Here is a 16,924-nt window from a genome sequence, read left to right as displayed (position 1 = left end):
ACCACTCACGTTATGTGGCTTCGCCGTCGCGTCCCTGGTACCGGCGGACAGCCGCGCGCAAGGCCCGTTCGGCGTCGAAACCCTTCTCCTTCGAACCTGCGACGACGGCAAGCAGCAAGTCTCCAAGTGCGGCTTCGGAGTCGGGAACCTCCGCTGCCGCAATGGCGCGGCCAACGCTTTCGGGGCTGCCCGAACGCGCCGCGCGTTCGGCACGGTCAAGGGATTTCTGCGCCAAGGCGAGGGCAGGAAGATGGGGTGGGATGCCTTCGAAAGGATCCGAGCGCGCAGGCTTTTCCGCCTTCTTCACGGCATCCCACTTTTCGACGATCTCCTCCACTGTGGCCGGGAAGGAGTCCTGCAAGGAACCGTCAGGCTTGAAGACGTGCGGATTGCGCCGCACCATTTTCTCGGTGATGGTGCGGGCGACGTCGTCGAACGTGAACCGTCCTTGCTCCTCGGCGAGCCGGGCGTGCAGCACCACTTGGAGCAGCACATCGCCCAGCTCGCCGCGGAGTTCGTCGGAAGTATCGGAACCGGACACACCGGCTTCGATCGAGTCGACCACCTCGTACGCTTCCTCGATCAGGTACTCGACCAAGGATTCGTGGGTCAGCGCCCCCATCCACGGACAGTGCTCGCGCAAAGAAGCAATCTTTTGCACGAGCACCGCCACCGGATTTCCGGCACCGCCAGGAGTCTCGTTAGGCAAGGTTGGCGTAGGCGTCGTTGATGTACTCCACCAACGCTTCTTTTTCGTCCAACGGCAGGAACGACGACTCGGCCGCGTTGAGGGTCAGTTCCAGGAGATCGTCGAGATCGTAGTCGAAGGTCTCCACGAGAAGCTCGAACTCGTCGGTCAGCGTGACACCGCTCATGAGCCGGTTATCAGTGTTGATGGTGACGTTGAAGCCCAACTGGTAGAGCATGTCCAACGGGTGGTTCTCGATCCCTTCGCCGAAGTTCGCAATCGCTCCGGTCTGCAGGTTGGACGAAGGACAGATCTCCAGCGCAATCCCGCGGTCGCGGACCCAGCCAGCCACCTCACCCAAGGTGACCATGCCAACGGTGTCCTCGACGTCGTCGTCGGCTTCCTCGCTCTCGGCATCCTCGTATTCAACGGTGATGTCCTCTGCGATGCGTACGCCGTGGCCCAAGCGCAGGGCGCGTCCGTCCACCAGGGCGGACTGGATGCTCTCCAGGCCTGCTGCTTCGCCGGCGTGCACGGTAGCCGGGAAGTTGTGCTCGGCCAAGTAGGTGAAGGCGTCCTTGAAACGGGAAGGCAGGAAGCCGTCTTCGGCCCCGGCGATGTCGAAACCGACAGCGCCGTTGTAGCGGTGGCGCACGGCGAGCTCGGCGATTTCCTGGCCGCGGTCAGCGTGGCGCATCGCCGTGATGAGCTGGCCCACCTGGATCTGGCGGCCGGACTCCTCAACAGCGTCCACGCCGGCGTCGAGCCCTTCCTGGACGGCGTCCACAACCTCGTCCAAAGTGAGGCCCTTTTGGAGGTGTTGCTCAGGTGCCCAACGGATCTCGCCGTACACGACGCCGTCGTCGGCCAGGTCCTCAACGAACTCCTTGGCGACGCGCGCCAGGCCTTCCTTGGTCTGCATGACCGCAATCGTGTGGTCGAAGGTTTCCAGATAACGGACCAGCGAACCGGAGTCGGCAGACTCACGGAACCACTGGCCGAGCGCTACGGGATCCGTGGAAGGCAAGGTGTGGCCAACGGCCTCCGCCAGCTCGATGATGGTGGCCGGGCGCAGTCCCCCGTCCAAATGGTCGTGAAGGGAAACCTTCGGGAGGCTCTTCAGGTCGAAGTCAAGGGCAGGGGCAGCATCAACAATGGGCTCAGTCACGTCTCCAACTCTAGGGGGACGGAAGAAGCTTAGCCAGCAGGGTGTGAGCGCTCGACGCCGGCAGTCGCGTTAACTGCGGTGCCTGCATCTGCCGCGGCTGCTTCCGCGGAAGCAGCTTCCTTCTTCTCTGCGTCCTTCTTCTCAAGGTGCTTGTGCCACCAACGCAGGGTGTGGTCCACAATGACCCCGAGCACCACCGCGAATGCCACGGCAATCCCCACGCCGAGGAGCGGGTTGTCGTGCACCCAGTGGCCCGCCAGCGATCCAATCCCAATCGAATAACCTACCCAGGTGAAGCAGGCGAACGCATCCAGCCAGAAGAAGGTCTTGTGGCGGAACCCGGTTTGTCCAGCGACGTAGTTCACCGCCACACGGCCCCACGGGATATACCGGGCGGTGAAGATGAGCACGGCACCGCGCTTGTCCAGTTCGTAGTGCGCCCAGGCGAACATCTTCTGGACCTTCGGCTTGCGCATCCACTTCCAGCGGTCCAAACCGATCTTGCGGCCCAGCATGTAGGCCATGTTGTCGCCGGCCATGGCCCCGATGAGGGCGGTAGAGCCAAGAAGCCACAGATTGGGTTCACCGCGGTGCATTGCCAAGGCCGAGAGCCCTACAATGGCGGTTTCACTCGGAAGGATCGTGGCAAAGCCGTCGATGAAAAAGAAAACCAGGAGCACCGGGTAGATCCACGGCTGCCCGGCGGCATGCTCGAGCATGTGGTTCATGAATTCCACGCAGGCATTGCTCCTCAAGGAAAGTCACACGGTCGCGTGACATAGATCGCTATCCAGTGTCCCACGGCCGAAGTGTCGTTCGCTACGCCCGGCCGGAGAAGAACACAAGTTAAGGCTAACCTGCAAGTCACAAGGAAGCATCCGCCCACAGGGGGATCTTCCGGTGCCGAGCGCAAGCACCCAGGAAGGAGGCGACGCGATCCTGACGGGGGTCGTGGCCAAGCAATCCCGGCTAAGGAACGGGTTCCTCTTCCGCCTCTCCGGCATCTTCGGCCGCTTCGCGCCTTTCGATCGCTTCCGCCGCATCCGGCGGAACGGAGCCGCGGATTTTGCTGATGACCCGGTCCACGATGATTCCGAGGATGACTGCCGCGACGATCGCGATGATCGCCCCAAGCAAATGGTTGTGTTCGAACCACTGGCCGAAGAACAAGCCGATGGCCACCGAATAGCCGGCCCACAGAACGGCGGACATGGCCGTGAGTGCCACGAACATCCCGTGCGAGAAGTGTGTGGCTCCGGCAGTGAGGTTCACTGCCACACGGCCGATGGGGATGAACCGGGCCACCATGATCAGCGACGCGGCCCGGCGTCGAAGTTCCCGTCCAGCCCAACGGAAGGCGCCTTGCATCCTTTGGGAACGCATCCACCGCCAGCGGCGAACACCTATTCGGCGGCCGATCAAGTAGGCGATGTTGTCGCCCGTGAAAGCCCCCAGCGCACCCACCAAAATCAGGAGCCATGCATTGGGCACTCCCGCAGTCGCGGAGACGGCCGCGAGTCCAACCACCACCGATTCACTGGGAATGGGTGGAAAGAAGCCGTCGATCACGCAGCAAGCAAAGACCAGAAGCAATACCCAGGGCTGCCCGGCTGCGGCGAGGATGAAGTCGTTGATTGCCTGCACGGTCTTCCTAACGAATGGCCGGGAGGATAGTCTCCCGGGCGTCCGAAACGGCCCGGGAGACCAGCCTAGGAGATCCGGTCGATGATGAGCCGCTGCGCCGGCCGCGAGCCCTCGGGGGCGATGAGCACGGCCCCCTCCAGGGCTTCCTTCGCCCTTTCGAATTTCTCAGGGGTATCAGTCAGCAGGGTCATCAGCGGCTCCCCCGCACGTACCAAGGCACCCGGTTTGGCGTGCATGCGCACCCCTGCACCGGCCTGGACGATGTCTTCCTTCCGGGCACGTCCGGCGCCGAGGCGCCAGGCAGCCACACCCACTGACAATGCGTCGAGCTCCACGAGGACGCCGTCGGCCGGGGCCGGGATGACCTCCGATTCCTTGGCTACTGGCAAGGCCGCACGCGGATCGCCCCCTTGGGCCTCGATCATGCGGTTCCAGACGTCCATCGCCCGGCCGTCCTTGAGGGCCGCCCGGGGGTCGGCGTCGTGGACTCCGGCACAGGCCAACATCTCCTCAGCGAGCCTGACGGTCAGTTCGACGACGTCTTCCGGACCGCCGCCTGCAAGCACCTCCACCGATTCCTCCACCTCGATGGCATTTCCCGCGGTCAAGCCCAGTGGAGTACCCATGTTGGTCAGGAGGGCCACGGTGTTGACGCCGGCATCCTTGCCCAGTGCCACCATGGTTTCGGCCAGCTCGCGGGCGCGGGCCTCGTCCTTCATGAACGCCCCCGAGCCCACCTTCACGTCAAGCACCAGGGAACCCGTGCCCTCGGCGATCTTCTTGCTCATAATGGACGAGGCAATCAGCGGGATGGCTTCCACCGTGCCCGTCACGTCCCGGAGGGCGTAGAGCTTCTTGTCTGCCGGAGCCAATCCGGTGCCGGCTGCGCAAATGACCGCTCCAACGTCCTGCAATTGGGCCAGGATTTCCGCATTGCTCAGGTTCGCCCGCCAGCCGGGAATCGCTTCGAGCTTGTCCAGGGTCCCGCCGGTGTGGCCCAGCCCCCTGCCGGAAAGCTGGGGAACCGCCACTCCGAAGACCGCCACCAATGGCGCCAGGGGAAGGGTGATCTTATCCCCGACTCCCCCGGTGGAGTGCTTGTCCGTGGTGGCCTTCATGCCGCCGTCGCGACGCCGAAGGCTGGAAAAGTCCATTCGCTCGCCCGAGGCGATCATCGCCTCGGTCCAGCGCGAGATCTCGGCACGGTCCATTCCATTGAGCAGGATGGCCATGTTCAGGGCCGCCATCTGCTCGTCGGCGATGACACCGCGGGTGTAAGCATCGATGGTCCAGTCGATCTGTTCCGGGCTCAGGGTGCCCTTGTCCCGCTTGATGCTGATGATCTGAACGGCGTCAAACGCTTCAGTCTGTGTCACCGGTTCTCCTCCAGGTTGTCGGGACCGAAGGCATCGGGCAGCACTTGGTCCATGGTCTTGATGCCCTGTGTTGTCATGAGCTGCATGCCGGGTGCCCGGAATTCATACAGCAATTGTCTGCAGCGGCCGCACGGCATGAGGATGTTCCCCTTCGCGTCCACGCAGTAGAATGCCCGCAGTCTGCCGCCTCCACCCATGTGGAGGTCACCCACGAGGGCGCACTCAGCACACAGTGTGAGGCCGTAGCTGGCGTTCTCCACGTTGCAGCCGCTGACGATCCGTCCGTCCTCGGTGAGGGCGGCAGCCCCCACCGGGAACTTCGAATACGGAGCGTAAGCCTTACCCATGGCGGTGACCGCAGCGGCTTCGAGGGCCGCCCAGTCCACCCCTCCGGTATCCGTGGCCGCCACGGTCAACCCTTGACGTACGGTATGCCGCTTGCCGCCGGCGGCCGGGACCTGCCCACCAACCCAGCGACGGCGAAGACCGTCAAGGCATACGGAAGCATGGCCATGAACTGGCTCGGCACGGGCGATCCGATGATGGTGATGACGCTCTGAAGGTTGTCCGCGAAACCGAACAACAATGCGGCCAGGAACGCGCCGATCGGGTTCCAACGTCCGAAGATCAACGCCGCCAACGCGATGTACCCGCGGCCTCCGGACATGTCCTTGCTGAACGCATCCACGGAAACCAGCGTGAAGAATGAGCCGCCAATACCCGCGATAGCGCCGCCCATGAGCACATTCCAAAAACGGGTCCGGTTGACGTTGATGCCCACGGTGTCGGCCGCCTGCGGGTGCTCGCCGACGGCCCTCACACGGAGCCCCCACTTCGTGTGGAAAAGGCCGAGGTAAACCACGATCACGGCGATGTACATCAAATAGCCCACCAGGGACTGGTGGAACAGGATGGGGCCGATGATGGGGATATCGGACAGGAAGGGGATATCCACCGGAGGCAGGCGGCCGGGCTTGTTGAGGCCCTCCGGGTCCGCCGTCAGCAGGGTCGAGAACAGGAAGCTCGTCAATCCACTGATGAGGACGTTGAGGACGACGCCCACGATGATCTGGTTGACGAGGTACTTGATGCTGACCACAGCCAGGACCAGGGAAACAAGCGACCCGGCCACTGCCGCAGCGACCAGTCCGGCGTAGACGTTGTGCGTCACCGTAGCAACAACGGCCGCTGAAAACGCTCCCAAAAGGAGCTGGCCTTCAATGGCGATGTTGACCACACCGACGCGTTCGCACAGGACCCCGGACAGGGAACCGAAAACCAGCGGCACGGCCAAAGTGACGGATCCTGCGATCAGTCCGGCGAGGGAGATGGAAGGCTCATCGCCATTTCCGCCAGCCACGATCCAGACCATGAACCCGATAAGGAATACTGCGGCAAAGGTACCACCCACCCAGCGGGGCGTGGCCTTCTTCGCCTGGGTGAGGTACACCGTGTAGCCAGCCAGGCCAAGGAGAATCACCGCCGCGATCCAGCCGATGGCCGCCGATGGAAGCGTGATCTTGGAAACCTTTGCCACCCCGAGCGCGGCCAAGCCGAGCACCACAACCGCGGCGACGGTGGCTGGGGGCAGCCAGCCCGGTACTTGGCCCGAACCCGATGCGGGGCCCGAACGACGGCGGACGAACCACAGGTATCCGAGCCAGGCCGAAAGAAGAAGTGCCAGGACCAAAGTGACCCATGCAGCCACGTTGGAGGCCGCTTCATTCGCCGCCTCGGCGATGCCGAAGCCTGCCGATTTCGAATTGGACATGAATCCGAACAGCACGGTTCCGAGGATTGCTAGCAGGGACAGCCCGATTCCGGCTTTCCAGCTCACCAGTTCGCTGACGCCCGGCTTTCCGGAGCGATCAGGAGCGTTGCCGGCGGGCGTGCCACTACCGGGCTGCGTTGTTGTGGTGCTCATGCTGTTGCCGCTCCGCTCTCGATTTTTCCGGAGGGGATCGTTCCGGAGCCGGGCCCTCCCGGGGCCTTCTTCTTTTTCCGGGGATTCAGTCCGAAGATCGCGCGCACCAGTGGAGGTGCCGCAATGAAGAGGACGATCAGGGACTGGATGACCAAGACGATGTCGATCGGGGTCTGGGTCTGTGCCTGCATCGCGACGCCCCCTGCCCGGAACGCACCGAACAGGAGACCGGCGAAGAAGGTTCCCCACGGCGTCGAACGGCCCAACAGCGCGACGGTGATGGCATCGAATCCGATGGAAGCCGCGACGCCTCCCGAAAGGTACTTCTCCGTCCCTGATACCTGCGCGATGCCAGCGAGGCCTGCAAGGGCACCCGCAATCGCCATGACCAGGATCACGGCCCGCGGAACGTTGATTCCAGCGGTGCGTGCCGCGCTCTGGTTGGCGCCCACGGCCCGGAATTCAAAGCCAAGCGTGGAGCGGTTCAGGAGCCACCAGACAAAGACGGTCGCCACCACGGCCAGGAGGAAGCCGGCGTGGAGCCTGAACTGCGGTCCGAGCAACTCCGGAAACAGCGCCGACTGGTCCAGGAAGGGCGAGATCGGGTTGGTCGAGCCCTTGCGCTGGAAAGCCGGGGTGGTCAGGAGGAAAAGGAGCAGGAAATTGGCGATGTAGTTCAGCATGATGGTCACGATGACCTCATGCGCGCCGGTCCTCGCCTTGAGGAGACCGACGACGGCGCCCCACACCGCGCCGCCGACGAGTCCGGCAACGATGACCACCAGGAGGTGGACCAAGAACGGCAAGTGCCACGTGAAGCCAACGTAGGCGCCGAACAGGGCACCAAAGATGATTTGGCCTTGCGCGCCGATGTTGAACAGTCCCGCACGGAAGGCCAATGCCACGCCGAGCCCTGCGCAAATCAGGGGCGTGGACACCGTCAGGGTTTCAGTGATCGGGTACAGCTGGGCTGCGGCGTCGGCCCCGGCCCAGTTGAAGAGCGAGCCCTGGACCAGTGCGACGTACGGCCTGAAGACCTCGGTGAGCATGTCCCCCGGCTGCGCGAAGAAATATCCTGCCGTTTCTGCCACTTTGGGGTTGGTCACGGCCATCAGGATTCCGCCGAGCACAATCGCGAGGAGCACTGACAACACCGATACCATGGCGTTTCCGGTCACGATCTGCCGGAAGACTGAACCACCGGCGGCGTGCGGGATCTGTCCGCCTTGGCTGGTAGCCGGAACTGCTGACGGGGCCATCGCACCGTCGGCAGTGTCCAGCGCGACATCCAGGACGACCTCGTCAGCCAGAGTTGCCGGGCGCTCTGGCTCGACGTCGTTTTCATGTCGAGGGGTGTTGGACTCAGACATGTGTTCCTCCCTCGAGGGTTTTGTTCGCAGTCAGTTCTGCCTCATGTTCCGGAACGCCTGCCATCATCAAGCCCAACACATCGCGGGAGGTACCGGCGGGAACAATCCCTACGAGCCTCCCGCGGTAGAGAACGGCAATCCTGTCAGCGAGCTCAAGCACTTCATCGAGCTCCGTGGAGACGATCATCACCGGGGTTCCGTTGTCCCGTTCGGCAATGACCCGTTTGTGCACGAACTCGATGGAGCCGACGTCGAGGCCTCGGGTGGGCTGTGATGCGATGAAGAGCCTCAATGGCCTGGACAACTCCCTCGCCAGCACCACCTTTTGCTGGTTTCCGCCGGAGAGCGTACCCACGGCGACGTTGATCGACGGCGTCCGCACATCGAACTCTTCGACCTTTTTCTCCGCGTGGGAAGCAATCAAGGCCGGTTTCATGCCGATGCCTTGGGCGAAGGGCGGCTTGTCGTAAAGGTCCAGGATCATGTTCTCGGAAATGGAGAACGTTCCAACCAGACCGTCGATCTTGCGGTCTTCGGGGACGAACCCGACGCCGGCGGAAAGGACCTGCTTGACGCTCCTGCCGAGCAGCTCGACGTCGTCAAGGGTGATGGACCCGGTGACGTGGGGCTGGACACCGAGGATGGCTTCCGTGAGCTCGGTCTGGCCGTTGCCTTGGACACCGGCGATGGCAAGCACTTCGCCCTTGGCGATGTCGAAACTCAGCCCGTCCACGACGTGCTGGCCATTGTGGTCAACAACGGTGAGGTCCCGGACCTTGAAGGTCGTCTCCCCCGGCTGGGCGGGCTTCTTTTCCAGGGTCAAGCTGACTGCCCGGCCCACCATCGCCGAAGCGAGTTCCGTTGGTGACGCCGAGGGGTCAGCCGAACCGACCACTTTCCCCCGCCGGATAACGGTGATGATGTCCGAAATTTCCTTGACCTCGCGCAGCTTGTGCGAAATAAAGACAATAGATTTTCCGGCAGCCTTGAGCTGTCTGATGATGTCAAGGAGCTCATCGGTTTCCTGCGGAGTAAGAACGGCAGTCGGTTCATCGAGAATCAGCACTTCGGCGTCGCGCACCAACGCCTTGATGATCTCGACCCGCTGCTGCACTCCCACGGGAAGGTCTTCCACGAGGGCATCGGGGTCGACGTGGAATCCATATTGCTTGGAAATCTCGGAGATCTTGCGGCGGGTTTCATCCAGGTTCAGAAACCCTGCGGCTTTGGTGGCTTCGTTTCCCAGCGCCACATTTTCGGCCACCGTGAAAACCGGAATCAGCATGAAGTGCTGGTGGACCATGCCGATACCTGCCGCCATGGCGTCGCCCGGACCCTTGAAGACGACCGGCGTGCCGTCAACCAGGATTTCGCCCTCGCTGGGATCGTAGAGTCCGTAAAGGACATTCATCAGGGTGGATTTGCCGGCACCGTTTTCGCCCAAAAGGCAATGGACTTGGCCGGGTTCAACCACGAGATCGATGTGGTCATTGGCTACGAGGGATCCGAAGCGCTTCGTGATCCCTTTCAGTTCGAGTTTCAAAACTCCAACCCATCTATAAAAGGATGGCTCCTCGTCATCACCGTGCTCCCAGCATAGTGCTCGGCCAGGGAGTGTCGAAGAGCAAAATTGAAGGCAACGCAGAACGCGCTGCCCTTCTGCCAAAACTCGGCTGAAGGGCAGCGCGACGCGGTTTAGCCCGGAATATTACTTGGGGCTGGACTTTGATTCGACCTTCACTGCGCCGGAGATGATGTCCTTCTTCAGCTGGTCAAGATCGCTCTTCATGTCAGCCGGCACTGCGGAGTCGAGATCGTGGAACGGGGCAAGCGCCACGCCCCCGTTGTCGAGCGTGCCAACGTAGGGGCTGGGGTCGAACTTGCCGTCCTTGTCGGCCTTGATGACCGTTTCGACAGCCGTGGCCATGGTCTTCTGGACCGAGGTCAGGATGACCGACTTGTAGGCGGGTGCGGTGAGGTAGCCGTCCGAGTCGACCCAGATCAGCTTGGCGTCCGTGCCTTTTGCCTTGGCGTCAAGGATCGCGCTGCCTGCGCCCGCGCCAACCGGACCAGCGACAGGAAGGACGACGTCGGCGCCCTGGTCCAGGAATCCCTGGGTGAGGACCTTGCCCTTGTCGACCTGCTTGAAGTCGCCGACGAACGTGCCGTCCTGCTTGTCCTTGTCCCAGCCAAGCAGCTGGACGGACTTGCCCTTCTTCTGGTTGTAGTACTTCACGCCGTCAGAGAAGCCGTCCATGAAGATGCTCACGGTGGGGATGTTGAGGCCACCGAAGGTTGCCACCTTGCCTGTCTTGGAGGTACCTGCGGCCAGGTAGCCGGCGAGGAATGCGGCTTGGGCCGTGTCATAGACAATCGGCTTGACGTTCTTCGGGAAGGTGGGGTCCGAGTAGTCGATGATGGCGAAGTGGCTGTTCGGGTTTGCCGTGGCAATGTTCTTCGTGGCATCGCCCAACAGGAAGCCGACTGTGACCGTCAGCTTGCAGCCCTGTTGGACCATGGAACGGAGGTTGGGGTCGTAGTCCGTGTCGGCCTTGGACTGGACATGCTTCTCCTGGATGGCAAGATCCTTGGCTGCCGCCTGAAGCCCCTCATAGCCTGACTGGTTGAACGACTTGTCGTCGAAACCACCGGAGTCGGACACCATGCATGCGGTGTAGTCGGACTTCGTGGCGCTGCCCGAGCTCGACGCAGACGGTGCGCTACCGCAGCCTGCCAGCAAAAGAGCAGCGGCGCCCGCAGTTGCGACGCCTGCAAATGAACCGCGCTTTAGGGTGGCACGCAGTGATTGCTTCAATTTTCCTCCAGGAAGAAAGTGATTGATGCTACGACAGTTGGTCAATGAGTGTCCGTTTCGAAAACTCGAGGCTGAAATTCTGTTTTCACTGATGCTTCGCAGCACTGCGCCTAGGGCGCACTGATGGCACAACTTTAGTGGGATGGAACACACCCCGGTAACACAAAAGCCCAACAACCCGAAGATTGTTGAGCTTTTGTTACCAAGCAGTAGTGGAACTCCCAGCGAACGGTCCTAGGATGCCTGCCCGCCGCGGCCGGTACTCAGCGCGGGAGGTATCCAGTGCAGAGGTACTCAGTTCAGGCGGACCAGCATCTTGCCGGTGTTCGCCCCATCGAGGAGATCAATGAAGGCCTGCGGCGCGTTTTCCAGCCCGTCGACGATCGTCTCGTCGTAGCGGACCGTCCCATCGGCCAGCCATCCGGCCATCTTCCCGGCGAACTCGGCGGCGTGCTGACGCTGCCCGCCTACCAGGAAGCCGCGGAGGGTCAATTGCTTTCCAATGGCGACGGCCAGGTTGCGCGGAGCAGCTGTGGGCTCCGTGGAGTTGTACTGCGAGATGGCGCCGCACATCGCCACGCGCCCGCCCACCGTGAGGACCGAGAGGGCGGCCTCAAGGTGTTCGCCGCCCACGTTGTCAAAGTAGACGTCGATGCCACGCTCCCCCGCTGCCTCACGGAGTTGCTTCACCACCGGACCGTCGTGGTAATCGAAGGCGGCGTCGAAGCCGAGTTCGAGCAGGCGCGCCACCTTCTCGGGGGAACCTGCGCTGCCAATCACCTTGGAGGCCCCCATAGCCTTGGCGACCTGGCCCACGATCGAGCCGACGGCGCCCGCGGCACCGGAAACGAAGACGACGTCTCCGGCCTTGAACTCGGCCACCTTGAGCAGCCCGGCATATGCCGTCAGGCCTGTCATGCCGAGCGCACCGAGGAACGCCGACGACGGCGCCAACCCGGCCGGGACCGGTGTCGTCCGTGCGGCGTCTACCACGGAGAACTCGCGCCACCCGAGCTGGTGCACGACGACGTCGCCCACCTTGTGCGCGTCGGAACGGGACGCGATCACCTCACCCACCGCACCGCCGTCGAGCGCTGCATCGAGACGGAAAGGTGCCGAATAGGACTTCGCGTCGTTCATGCGGCCGCGCATGTAGGGGTCAACGGACATGAACTCGTTGCGGACCAGGATTTGGCCGTCCTGCAGCTCGGGCAGATCAGTCTCCGCCAAGCGAAAATTCTCCTGGACCGGGCGCCCCTGCGGGCGGGACGCCAGCTGGATTTCGCGCGTGCGCTTGGGAAGTGCGGCGCTCATGCGGCCACCTCCACAAGCTTGATGTCGACGGCGATGTTGCCGCGGGTCGCGTTGGAGTACGGGCAGATCTGGTGGGCCTTGGCCACGAGCTGCTCGGCGGTCTCCCGATCGAGGGCCGGCAGGGCGATCTCGAGCTCGGCGGCGAGTCCATATCCCTCGCGGCCCTCGAGGGCGCCGAAGTGGATCTTGGCGGCGACCGCGGAATCGCTGAGATCCACCCGGGCCTTGCGTCCCACCAGCCTGAGTGCCGAGTGGAAGCACGCCGCGTAACCGGCGGCGAAAAGCTGCTCGGGGTTGGTTCCCTGGCCGTTTCCGCCCAGTTCCACCGGGCTGGCGAGTGCTACGTCCAGCTTGCCGTCGTTGGTGCGTGCGTTGCCGTCACGGCCTTCACCGGAGGCAAGCGCCTCGGCTGTGTACAAAGTCTTCACTGTGGTTCCTTTTCCTTCGGAGATGTGGTCTAGATGGCTGAATGGAGGGCAGCGGTAAGCCGGCCCAGGGTGTCGTGAAGCTGCGCAAGCTCGGCGGCGCTCAACCCCGCGGCGTCGGCGAGTCGCTGTGGGACGGCCCCCGCCCGGGCACTGAGGGCGCGGCCTGAGTCAGTCAGGTGGATTTCGACGCGCCGCTCATCTTCGGCCGAACGCCGGCGCTCCACCAGGCCCAAGGCTTCAAGCCTCTTGAGCAGAGGCGACAGGGTGCCCGAGTCGAGTCCGAGCTCTGTGCCCAGTTCCCGGACGCTTCGCGGCTCGTTTTCCCAGAGAACCAGCATGACGAGGTACTGCGGATACGTCAGCCCAAGCTCATCCAGCACTGGCCTGTACACCGCCGTGGCCGCCTTCGATGCGGAGTAGAGGGCGAAACAGACTTGGTGGTTGAGACGGGGAGCTTCACTCATAAAAATAACGATAGCCCACAATTAGATTGTGCACAACTCAATTGGGGCCGCGACCCCCGCTCACAAACAAGCCCAGCCCCGGTAACGCCCGCTCACAAACAAGCCCAAAAGACAGGATCCTCCTGCAAATGATCTGCAGGAGGATCCCAGGGCTTTCGACCAAAAGTGAGCGAGCGACCGCCGTCTTAGAGGTCCCGGATGGTGCGCAATGCGGCGGCGGCCAGGACTTGGATCGCAAAGCCGAGGGCACGTTCGTCCACGATGAAGTCACCGCGGTGGAGATCGTATTCTTCACCGCCAGGCGTGTGGGTTCCGAGTCGCATCATGGCGCCGGGCAGGTCCGCCAGGAACCAGGCGAAGTCTTCGCCGCCCATGGACTGCGGCGTCAGGACGACGGCGTGCTCGCCGAGTTCGGCCCGGGCAGCGGCTTCGATGAGGGCGGTCTCGTGTTCCGAGTTGACCACGGGAGGGACACCCCGCGTGTGCTCAAGGTGGACGTCGACCCCGTATGGCGCGGCAACTTGCTGGACAACGTCATCCAACAGCTCCCCCGCGCTGTGCCATGCATCGCGGTCCAGGCAGCGCATGGTGCCGGCCATGTAACCGTTGGCAGGGATGGCGTTGGGCGCCGAACCTGCCGTGATCTGGCCCCACACCACCGAGACACCGCTGCGGACATCCACGCGACGAGACAGGACGGCCGGGACGTTGATGGCGATCTGGGCCAGCGCGAAGACCAAGTCCTCCGTCAAATGGGGCCGGGAAGTGTGGCCGCCGCGCCCGGTCAATTCGATCTTGATGGTGTCCGAGGCCGAGGTGATGGCCCCGATGCGCGTGCCGATCTGGCCAACATTGATGCGCGGATCGCAGTGCAGCGCCAGAATCCGCGGGACTCCCTGGAGGACGCCCTGCTCGATGCAGGACAACGCACCGCCGGGCATGGTTTCCTCCGCCGGTTGGAAGATGATGCGTACCGTGCCGCCCAGCGGCGATTCCTGGTGCATGGCGTGCAGCACCAGGGCAATCCCGAGCATGCTGGTGGTGTGGACGTCATGCCCGCAGGCGTGGGTCACGCCGTGGTTCTTCGAAGCGAACGGAAGCCCGGTCTCCTCGATGATGGGGAGGGCATCGATATCGCCGCGCAGCGCCGTGGCGATGGGTCCTTCGCCGACGTCGACCGTCACCCCCGAGCCTTCCAGGCGGCGAGGGTTCAGTCCGGCCGCCTCGAGCCGCTCAACGAGTTTGTCCGTGGTGCGGAATTCCTTGAAGGAAAGTTCCGGATGCGCATGGAGATCCCGCCGGAATTCAATGAGTTCCGGCAGGAGATCGTCAAGCCACGGCCTCACCACGGGGGTCGGCTGGGTTTCTGTAGTGAAATTGCGCACTCCACAACTCTAGCCATCCGCGCCCTTCGAATAACGAAAGGGGTCTCTTGGTTACGGACCGTGCCTCAGGCTCGCGAGCTAGAGGACGTCAGTGTCCCCACTTGCCTTGAGCGCGTCCACCGCTCCCTTGACCCGCTGAGCATGCTCCTTGGTGGTGACAAGCAAGGCGTCAGGGGTGTCCACGATCACGACGTCCTTGATGCCGATGAGCGCGATCACACGCTTGGTGTCGGAGACAACCACGCCGCTGGCGTTCTCGGTGAAGACACGCGCGCCTTCGCCGAGGACCGTCACTTCGTCGACGTCGCCGGCATTGTTGAGGCGGCCGATCGCGGCAAAGTCTCCGACGTCGTCCCACCGGAAGGTACCAGGCACGACGGCGACATCCCCCGCCGCTGCGGCGGGTTCCGCCACCGCATAGTCAATGGCGATCTTGGGCAGCGTGGGCCACACCCGGGCCGTCACTTCATCGCGCTCCGGAGTGTCCCAGGCTTCCGCAATTTCCTGCAAGCCCGCAAACAGAACCGGCTGGTTTGCTTCGAGGTGCTTGAGCATGAGTGCCACAGGGGCGACGAACATGCCGGCATTCCAGACATAGTCGCCGGTCTCGAGGTACTTCTTGGCGATGTCCTCGCTCGGCTTTTCGACGAACTCGACCACGGCATGCGCGTTCGGCGCGTTATCCACATTGAGCAAGTCGCCGGTGCGGATGTAACCGAAACCGGTTGAGGGATGCGTGGGCTTGATGCCGATGGTCACGATCTTCCCAGCGGCAGCGGTGTGGATAGCCTCGCGGACAGTCTCTTGGAAGAGGTTGTCCGGGCTGATGACGTGGTCAGCCGCGAAGGAACCCATGATGGTGTCCGGGTTGCGGCGGTGCAGGATGGCAGCCGCGAGGCCGATGGCCGCCCCTGAGTCTTTCGGTTCGCTTTCAAGCACCAGCTCGTCGTCGCCCACTTCGGGAAGCTGGCGGCAGACAGCAGCACGGTGCGCAACGCCCGTGACCACCAGGACGCGATTGCCGGCCAACGGTTCCAGGCGATCATACGTAGCCCGCAGGAGGGTGCTTCCCGAACCCGTGAGGTCGTGCAGGAATTTGGGCGCGGCCGCACGCGAAAGCGGCCATAGGCGCGTGCCCACTCCGCCGGCCGGAATGACCGCATGGAAGTGGCGCAATGGCGATTCAGTGCTTGCAGCGTTGTCTGTACTCACCGCAATACCTTATCGGACACCCGAGCAAGTCCCACTTTGTGGTCTTCGTCTCACCGTCGCCGCGAAAAGACCGGAATTCAGGCGAACACCCGCAACCTGATTACAAGAAGGGGCGCCTAAATTGAATAAGCTGTGAGCGAAGCCTAGATTTAGGCTGAGCTACGAGTGCTCTCGCAGCTGGCGTTCCCCCCGCATGGATCCCGTGCCAGCGCCGCTGTGTTGCAGGAAGGTTTATTCAGTGCCGACAAAACCAGCTGGCACCTTGTACCGCGGCCGTGAAGGCATGTGGTCCTGGGTTGGACACCGCATTACCGGTGTTGTGATCTTTTTCTTCTTGTTGGTCCATGTGCTGGACACCTCATTGGTGCGTGTGTCCCCGGAGGCCTATACGGCCGTCATCGGCGCCTACAAGAACCCCCTCATGGCCCTGGGCGAAACGGGCCTCGTCGCAGCGATCGTTTTCCACGCTTTCAATGGCCTGCGCATCATCGCCGTTGACTTCTGGAAGAAGGGCGCCAAGTACCAGCGCCAGATGCTGTGGGTCGTCCTGGCACTCTGGCTGGTTACCTTCGCCGCCTTCGCCATCCGTCACCTGTCCCTCGCTCTGGGAGGCCACTAAGCCATGAGTACTGATATTCAGAACCCACGCAGTGGAAAAATCAGTAGTGGAAAGATCGCTCCGCAGTACCGCCGCGGAACGGGTTCCAAGGGGAACTTCGAGATGTTCGCGTGGCTTTTCATGCGGCTCTCCGGCGTCGTGCTCGTAGTGCTGATCTTCGGCCACCTGTTCGTGAACCTGCTGGTCGGAGAGGGCATCCACGCCATCGACTTCGGCTTCGTGGCGGGCAAGTGGGCCGACCCGTTCTGGCAGTTCTGGGACCTGGCCATGCTGTGGCTCGCGATGCTTCACGGCACCAACGGCGTCCGCACCATCATCAACGACTACGCCGAAAAGGACGCCACCCGCTTCTGGCTCAAGGTGGTCCTGTACGCGGCCAGCTTCGTCATCATCGTTCTGGGCACCCTGGTGATCTTCACATTCAACCCGTGCCCCGTCGTCAACGGCGTTCAGCTGCCGGGCGGGTTCTGCCCGGCGCCGTAGCGGCTCCGCTGCACCACCGGCAATGTCCGGACGG

Annotated in this window: 17 protein-coding genes; 2 read left to right on the top strand and 15 right to left on the bottom strand. The window is 63.0% G+C overall.

The window, feature by feature from the left end; translation table 11 throughout:
- Positions 1-10: 10 nt before the first annotated feature.
- The 15 genes from AC1DLO_RS13425 to AC1DLO_RS13355 all read right to left on the bottom strand — a co-directional run bounded on the left by AC1DLO_RS13425 (position 11) and on the right by AC1DLO_RS13355 (position 15,788).
- Positions 11-622 carry a MazG nucleotide pyrophosphohydrolase domain-containing protein gene (locus tag AC1DLO_RS13425; protein WP_476890270.1) on the bottom strand — a complete coding sequence of 204 codons (612 nt, stop codon included), beginning with the start codon at positions 620-622 and terminating at the stop codon, positions 11-13.
- Positions 623-701: 79 nt separating this feature from the next.
- Positions 702-1,856 (bottom strand): adenosine deaminase, encoded by a 1,155-nt coding sequence (locus AC1DLO_RS13420; RefSeq protein WP_184736480.1) that lies wholly within the window; start codon positions 1,854-1,856, stop codon positions 702-704.
- Positions 1,857-1,885: 29 nt separating this feature from the next.
- Entirely contained in the window at positions 1,886-2,575 is a 690-nt protein-coding gene (locus AC1DLO_RS13415; protein WP_476890359.1) for a DedA family protein, read from the bottom strand.
- A 250-nt stretch (positions 2,576-2,825) separates the two neighbouring features.
- On the bottom strand, positions 2,826-3,500 hold the full coding sequence (locus AC1DLO_RS13410) for a DedA family protein (protein WP_476890269.1): 675 nt from the start codon (positions 3,498-3,500) through the stop codon (positions 2,826-2,828).
- A gap of 65 nt (positions 3,501-3,565) precedes the next feature.
- A complete protein-coding gene (locus tag AC1DLO_RS13405) occupies positions 3,566-4,876 on the bottom strand; it encodes a thymidine phosphorylase (RefSeq protein ID WP_476890268.1) in 1,311 nt (436 codons plus the stop codon).
- Entirely contained in the window at positions 4,873-5,286 is a 414-nt protein-coding gene (locus AC1DLO_RS13400; RefSeq protein ID WP_395893780.1) for a cytidine deaminase, read from the bottom strand. Before AC1DLO_RS13400 ends, AC1DLO_RS13405 begins: the two co-directional genes overlap by 4 nt.
- Before the next feature lie 2 nt (positions 5,287-5,288).
- Complete coding sequence (locus AC1DLO_RS13395) at positions 5,289-6,800, bottom strand: ABC transporter permease (protein WP_476890267.1); 1,512 nt, start codon at positions 6,798-6,800, stop codon at positions 5,289-5,291.
- Entirely contained in the window at positions 6,797-8,170 is a 1,374-nt protein-coding gene (locus AC1DLO_RS13390) for an ABC transporter permease (protein ID WP_476890266.1), read from the bottom strand. The genes AC1DLO_RS13395 and AC1DLO_RS13390 overlap by 4 nt, the downstream gene beginning before the upstream one ends.
- A complete protein-coding gene (locus AC1DLO_RS13385; RefSeq protein WP_476890265.1) occupies positions 8,163-9,713 on the bottom strand; it encodes an ABC transporter ATP-binding protein in 1,551 nt (516 codons plus the stop codon). Before AC1DLO_RS13385 ends, AC1DLO_RS13390 begins: the two co-directional genes overlap by 8 nt.
- 165 nt (positions 9,714-9,878) lie before the next feature.
- Positions 9,879-10,985 (bottom strand): BMP family lipoprotein, encoded by a 1,107-nt coding sequence (locus AC1DLO_RS13380; protein WP_476890264.1) that lies wholly within the window; start codon positions 10,983-10,985, stop codon positions 9,879-9,881.
- 294 nt (positions 10,986-11,279) lie between these two features.
- Positions 11,280-12,299, bottom strand: a complete 1,020-nt coding sequence (locus AC1DLO_RS13375) for an NADP-dependent oxidoreductase (RefSeq protein WP_476890263.1) — start codon at positions 12,297-12,299, stop codon at positions 11,280-11,282.
- Positions 12,296-12,727, bottom strand: coding sequence for an organic hydroperoxide resistance protein (locus AC1DLO_RS13370; protein ID WP_461835845.1), 432 nt, complete (start codon positions 12,725-12,727; stop codon positions 12,296-12,298). The genes AC1DLO_RS13375 and AC1DLO_RS13370 overlap by 4 nt, the downstream gene beginning before the upstream one ends.
- A 29-nt stretch (positions 12,728-12,756) precedes the next feature.
- A complete protein-coding gene (locus tag AC1DLO_RS13365; RefSeq protein ID WP_184736496.1) occupies positions 12,757-13,191 on the bottom strand; it encodes a MarR family winged helix-turn-helix transcriptional regulator in 435 nt (144 codons plus the stop codon).
- Positions 13,192-13,376: 185 nt separating this feature from the next.
- A complete protein-coding gene (locus tag AC1DLO_RS13360) occupies positions 13,377-14,576 on the bottom strand; it encodes an amidohydrolase (protein ID WP_476890262.1) in 1,200 nt (399 codons plus the stop codon).
- A 78-nt stretch (positions 14,577-14,654) separates the two neighbouring features.
- A complete protein-coding gene (locus AC1DLO_RS13355; protein WP_184736500.1) occupies positions 14,655-15,788 on the bottom strand; it encodes a mannose-1-phosphate guanylyltransferase in 1,134 nt (377 codons plus the stop codon).
- A gap of 238 nt (positions 15,789-16,026) precedes the next feature.
- Here AC1DLO_RS13355 and sdhC point away from each other — a divergent pair, with 238 nt between their 5' ends.
- Together sdhC and AC1DLO_RS13345 are read left to right on the top strand one after the other, a co-directional pair.
- Positions 16,027-16,407 (top strand): succinate dehydrogenase, cytochrome b556 subunit, encoded by a 381-nt coding sequence (gene sdhC, locus AC1DLO_RS13350; RefSeq protein ID WP_265978566.1) that lies wholly within the window; start codon positions 16,027-16,029, stop codon positions 16,405-16,407.
- A 3-nt stretch (positions 16,408-16,410) separates the two neighbouring features.
- Positions 16,411-16,890: a succinate dehydrogenase hydrophobic membrane anchor subunit gene (locus AC1DLO_RS13345; protein ID WP_476890261.1), complete on the top strand. Its 480-nt coding sequence runs from the start codon at positions 16,411-16,413 to the stop codon at positions 16,888-16,890.
- Positions 16,891-16,924 lie beyond the last annotated feature (34 nt).

The sequence above is a fragment of the Arthrobacter sp. 01T419 genome, from assembly GCF_056398865.1.
The sequence above is the reverse complement of the archived record's forward strand: the minus strand, read 5'-3'. Positions and strand labels throughout refer to the sequence as shown.

What these genes read in the sequence shown, in the direction of transcription:
- AC1DLO_RS13390 (WP_476890266.1), bottom strand. Translation starts at nt 8,170, where the DNA reads ATGTCTGAGTCCAACACCCCTCGACATGAAAACGACGTCGAGCCAGAG.
- AC1DLO_RS13345 (WP_476890261.1), top strand. Translation starts at nt 16,411, where the DNA reads ATGAGTACTGATATTCAGAACCCACGCAGTGGAAAAATCAGTAGTGGA.
- AC1DLO_RS13365 (WP_184736496.1), bottom strand. Translation starts at nt 13,191, where the DNA reads ATGAGTGAAGCTCCCCGTCTCAACCACCAAGTCTGTTTCGCCCTCTAC.
- AC1DLO_RS13395 (WP_476890267.1), bottom strand. Translation starts at nt 6,800, where the DNA reads ATGAGCACCACAACAACGCAGCCCGGTAGTGGCACGCCCGCCGGCAAC.
- AC1DLO_RS13425 (WP_476890270.1), bottom strand. Translation starts at nt 622, where the DNA reads ATGGGGGCGCTGACCCACGAATCCTTGGTCGAGTACCTGATCGAGGAA.
- AC1DLO_RS13375 (WP_476890263.1), bottom strand. Translation starts at nt 12,299, where the DNA reads ATGAGCGCCGCACTTCCCAAGCGCACGCGCGAAATCCAGCTGGCGTCC.
- AC1DLO_RS13415 (WP_476890359.1), bottom strand. Translation starts at nt 2,575, where the DNA reads ATGCTCGAGCATGCCGCCGGGCAGCCGTGGATCTACCCGGTGCTCCTG.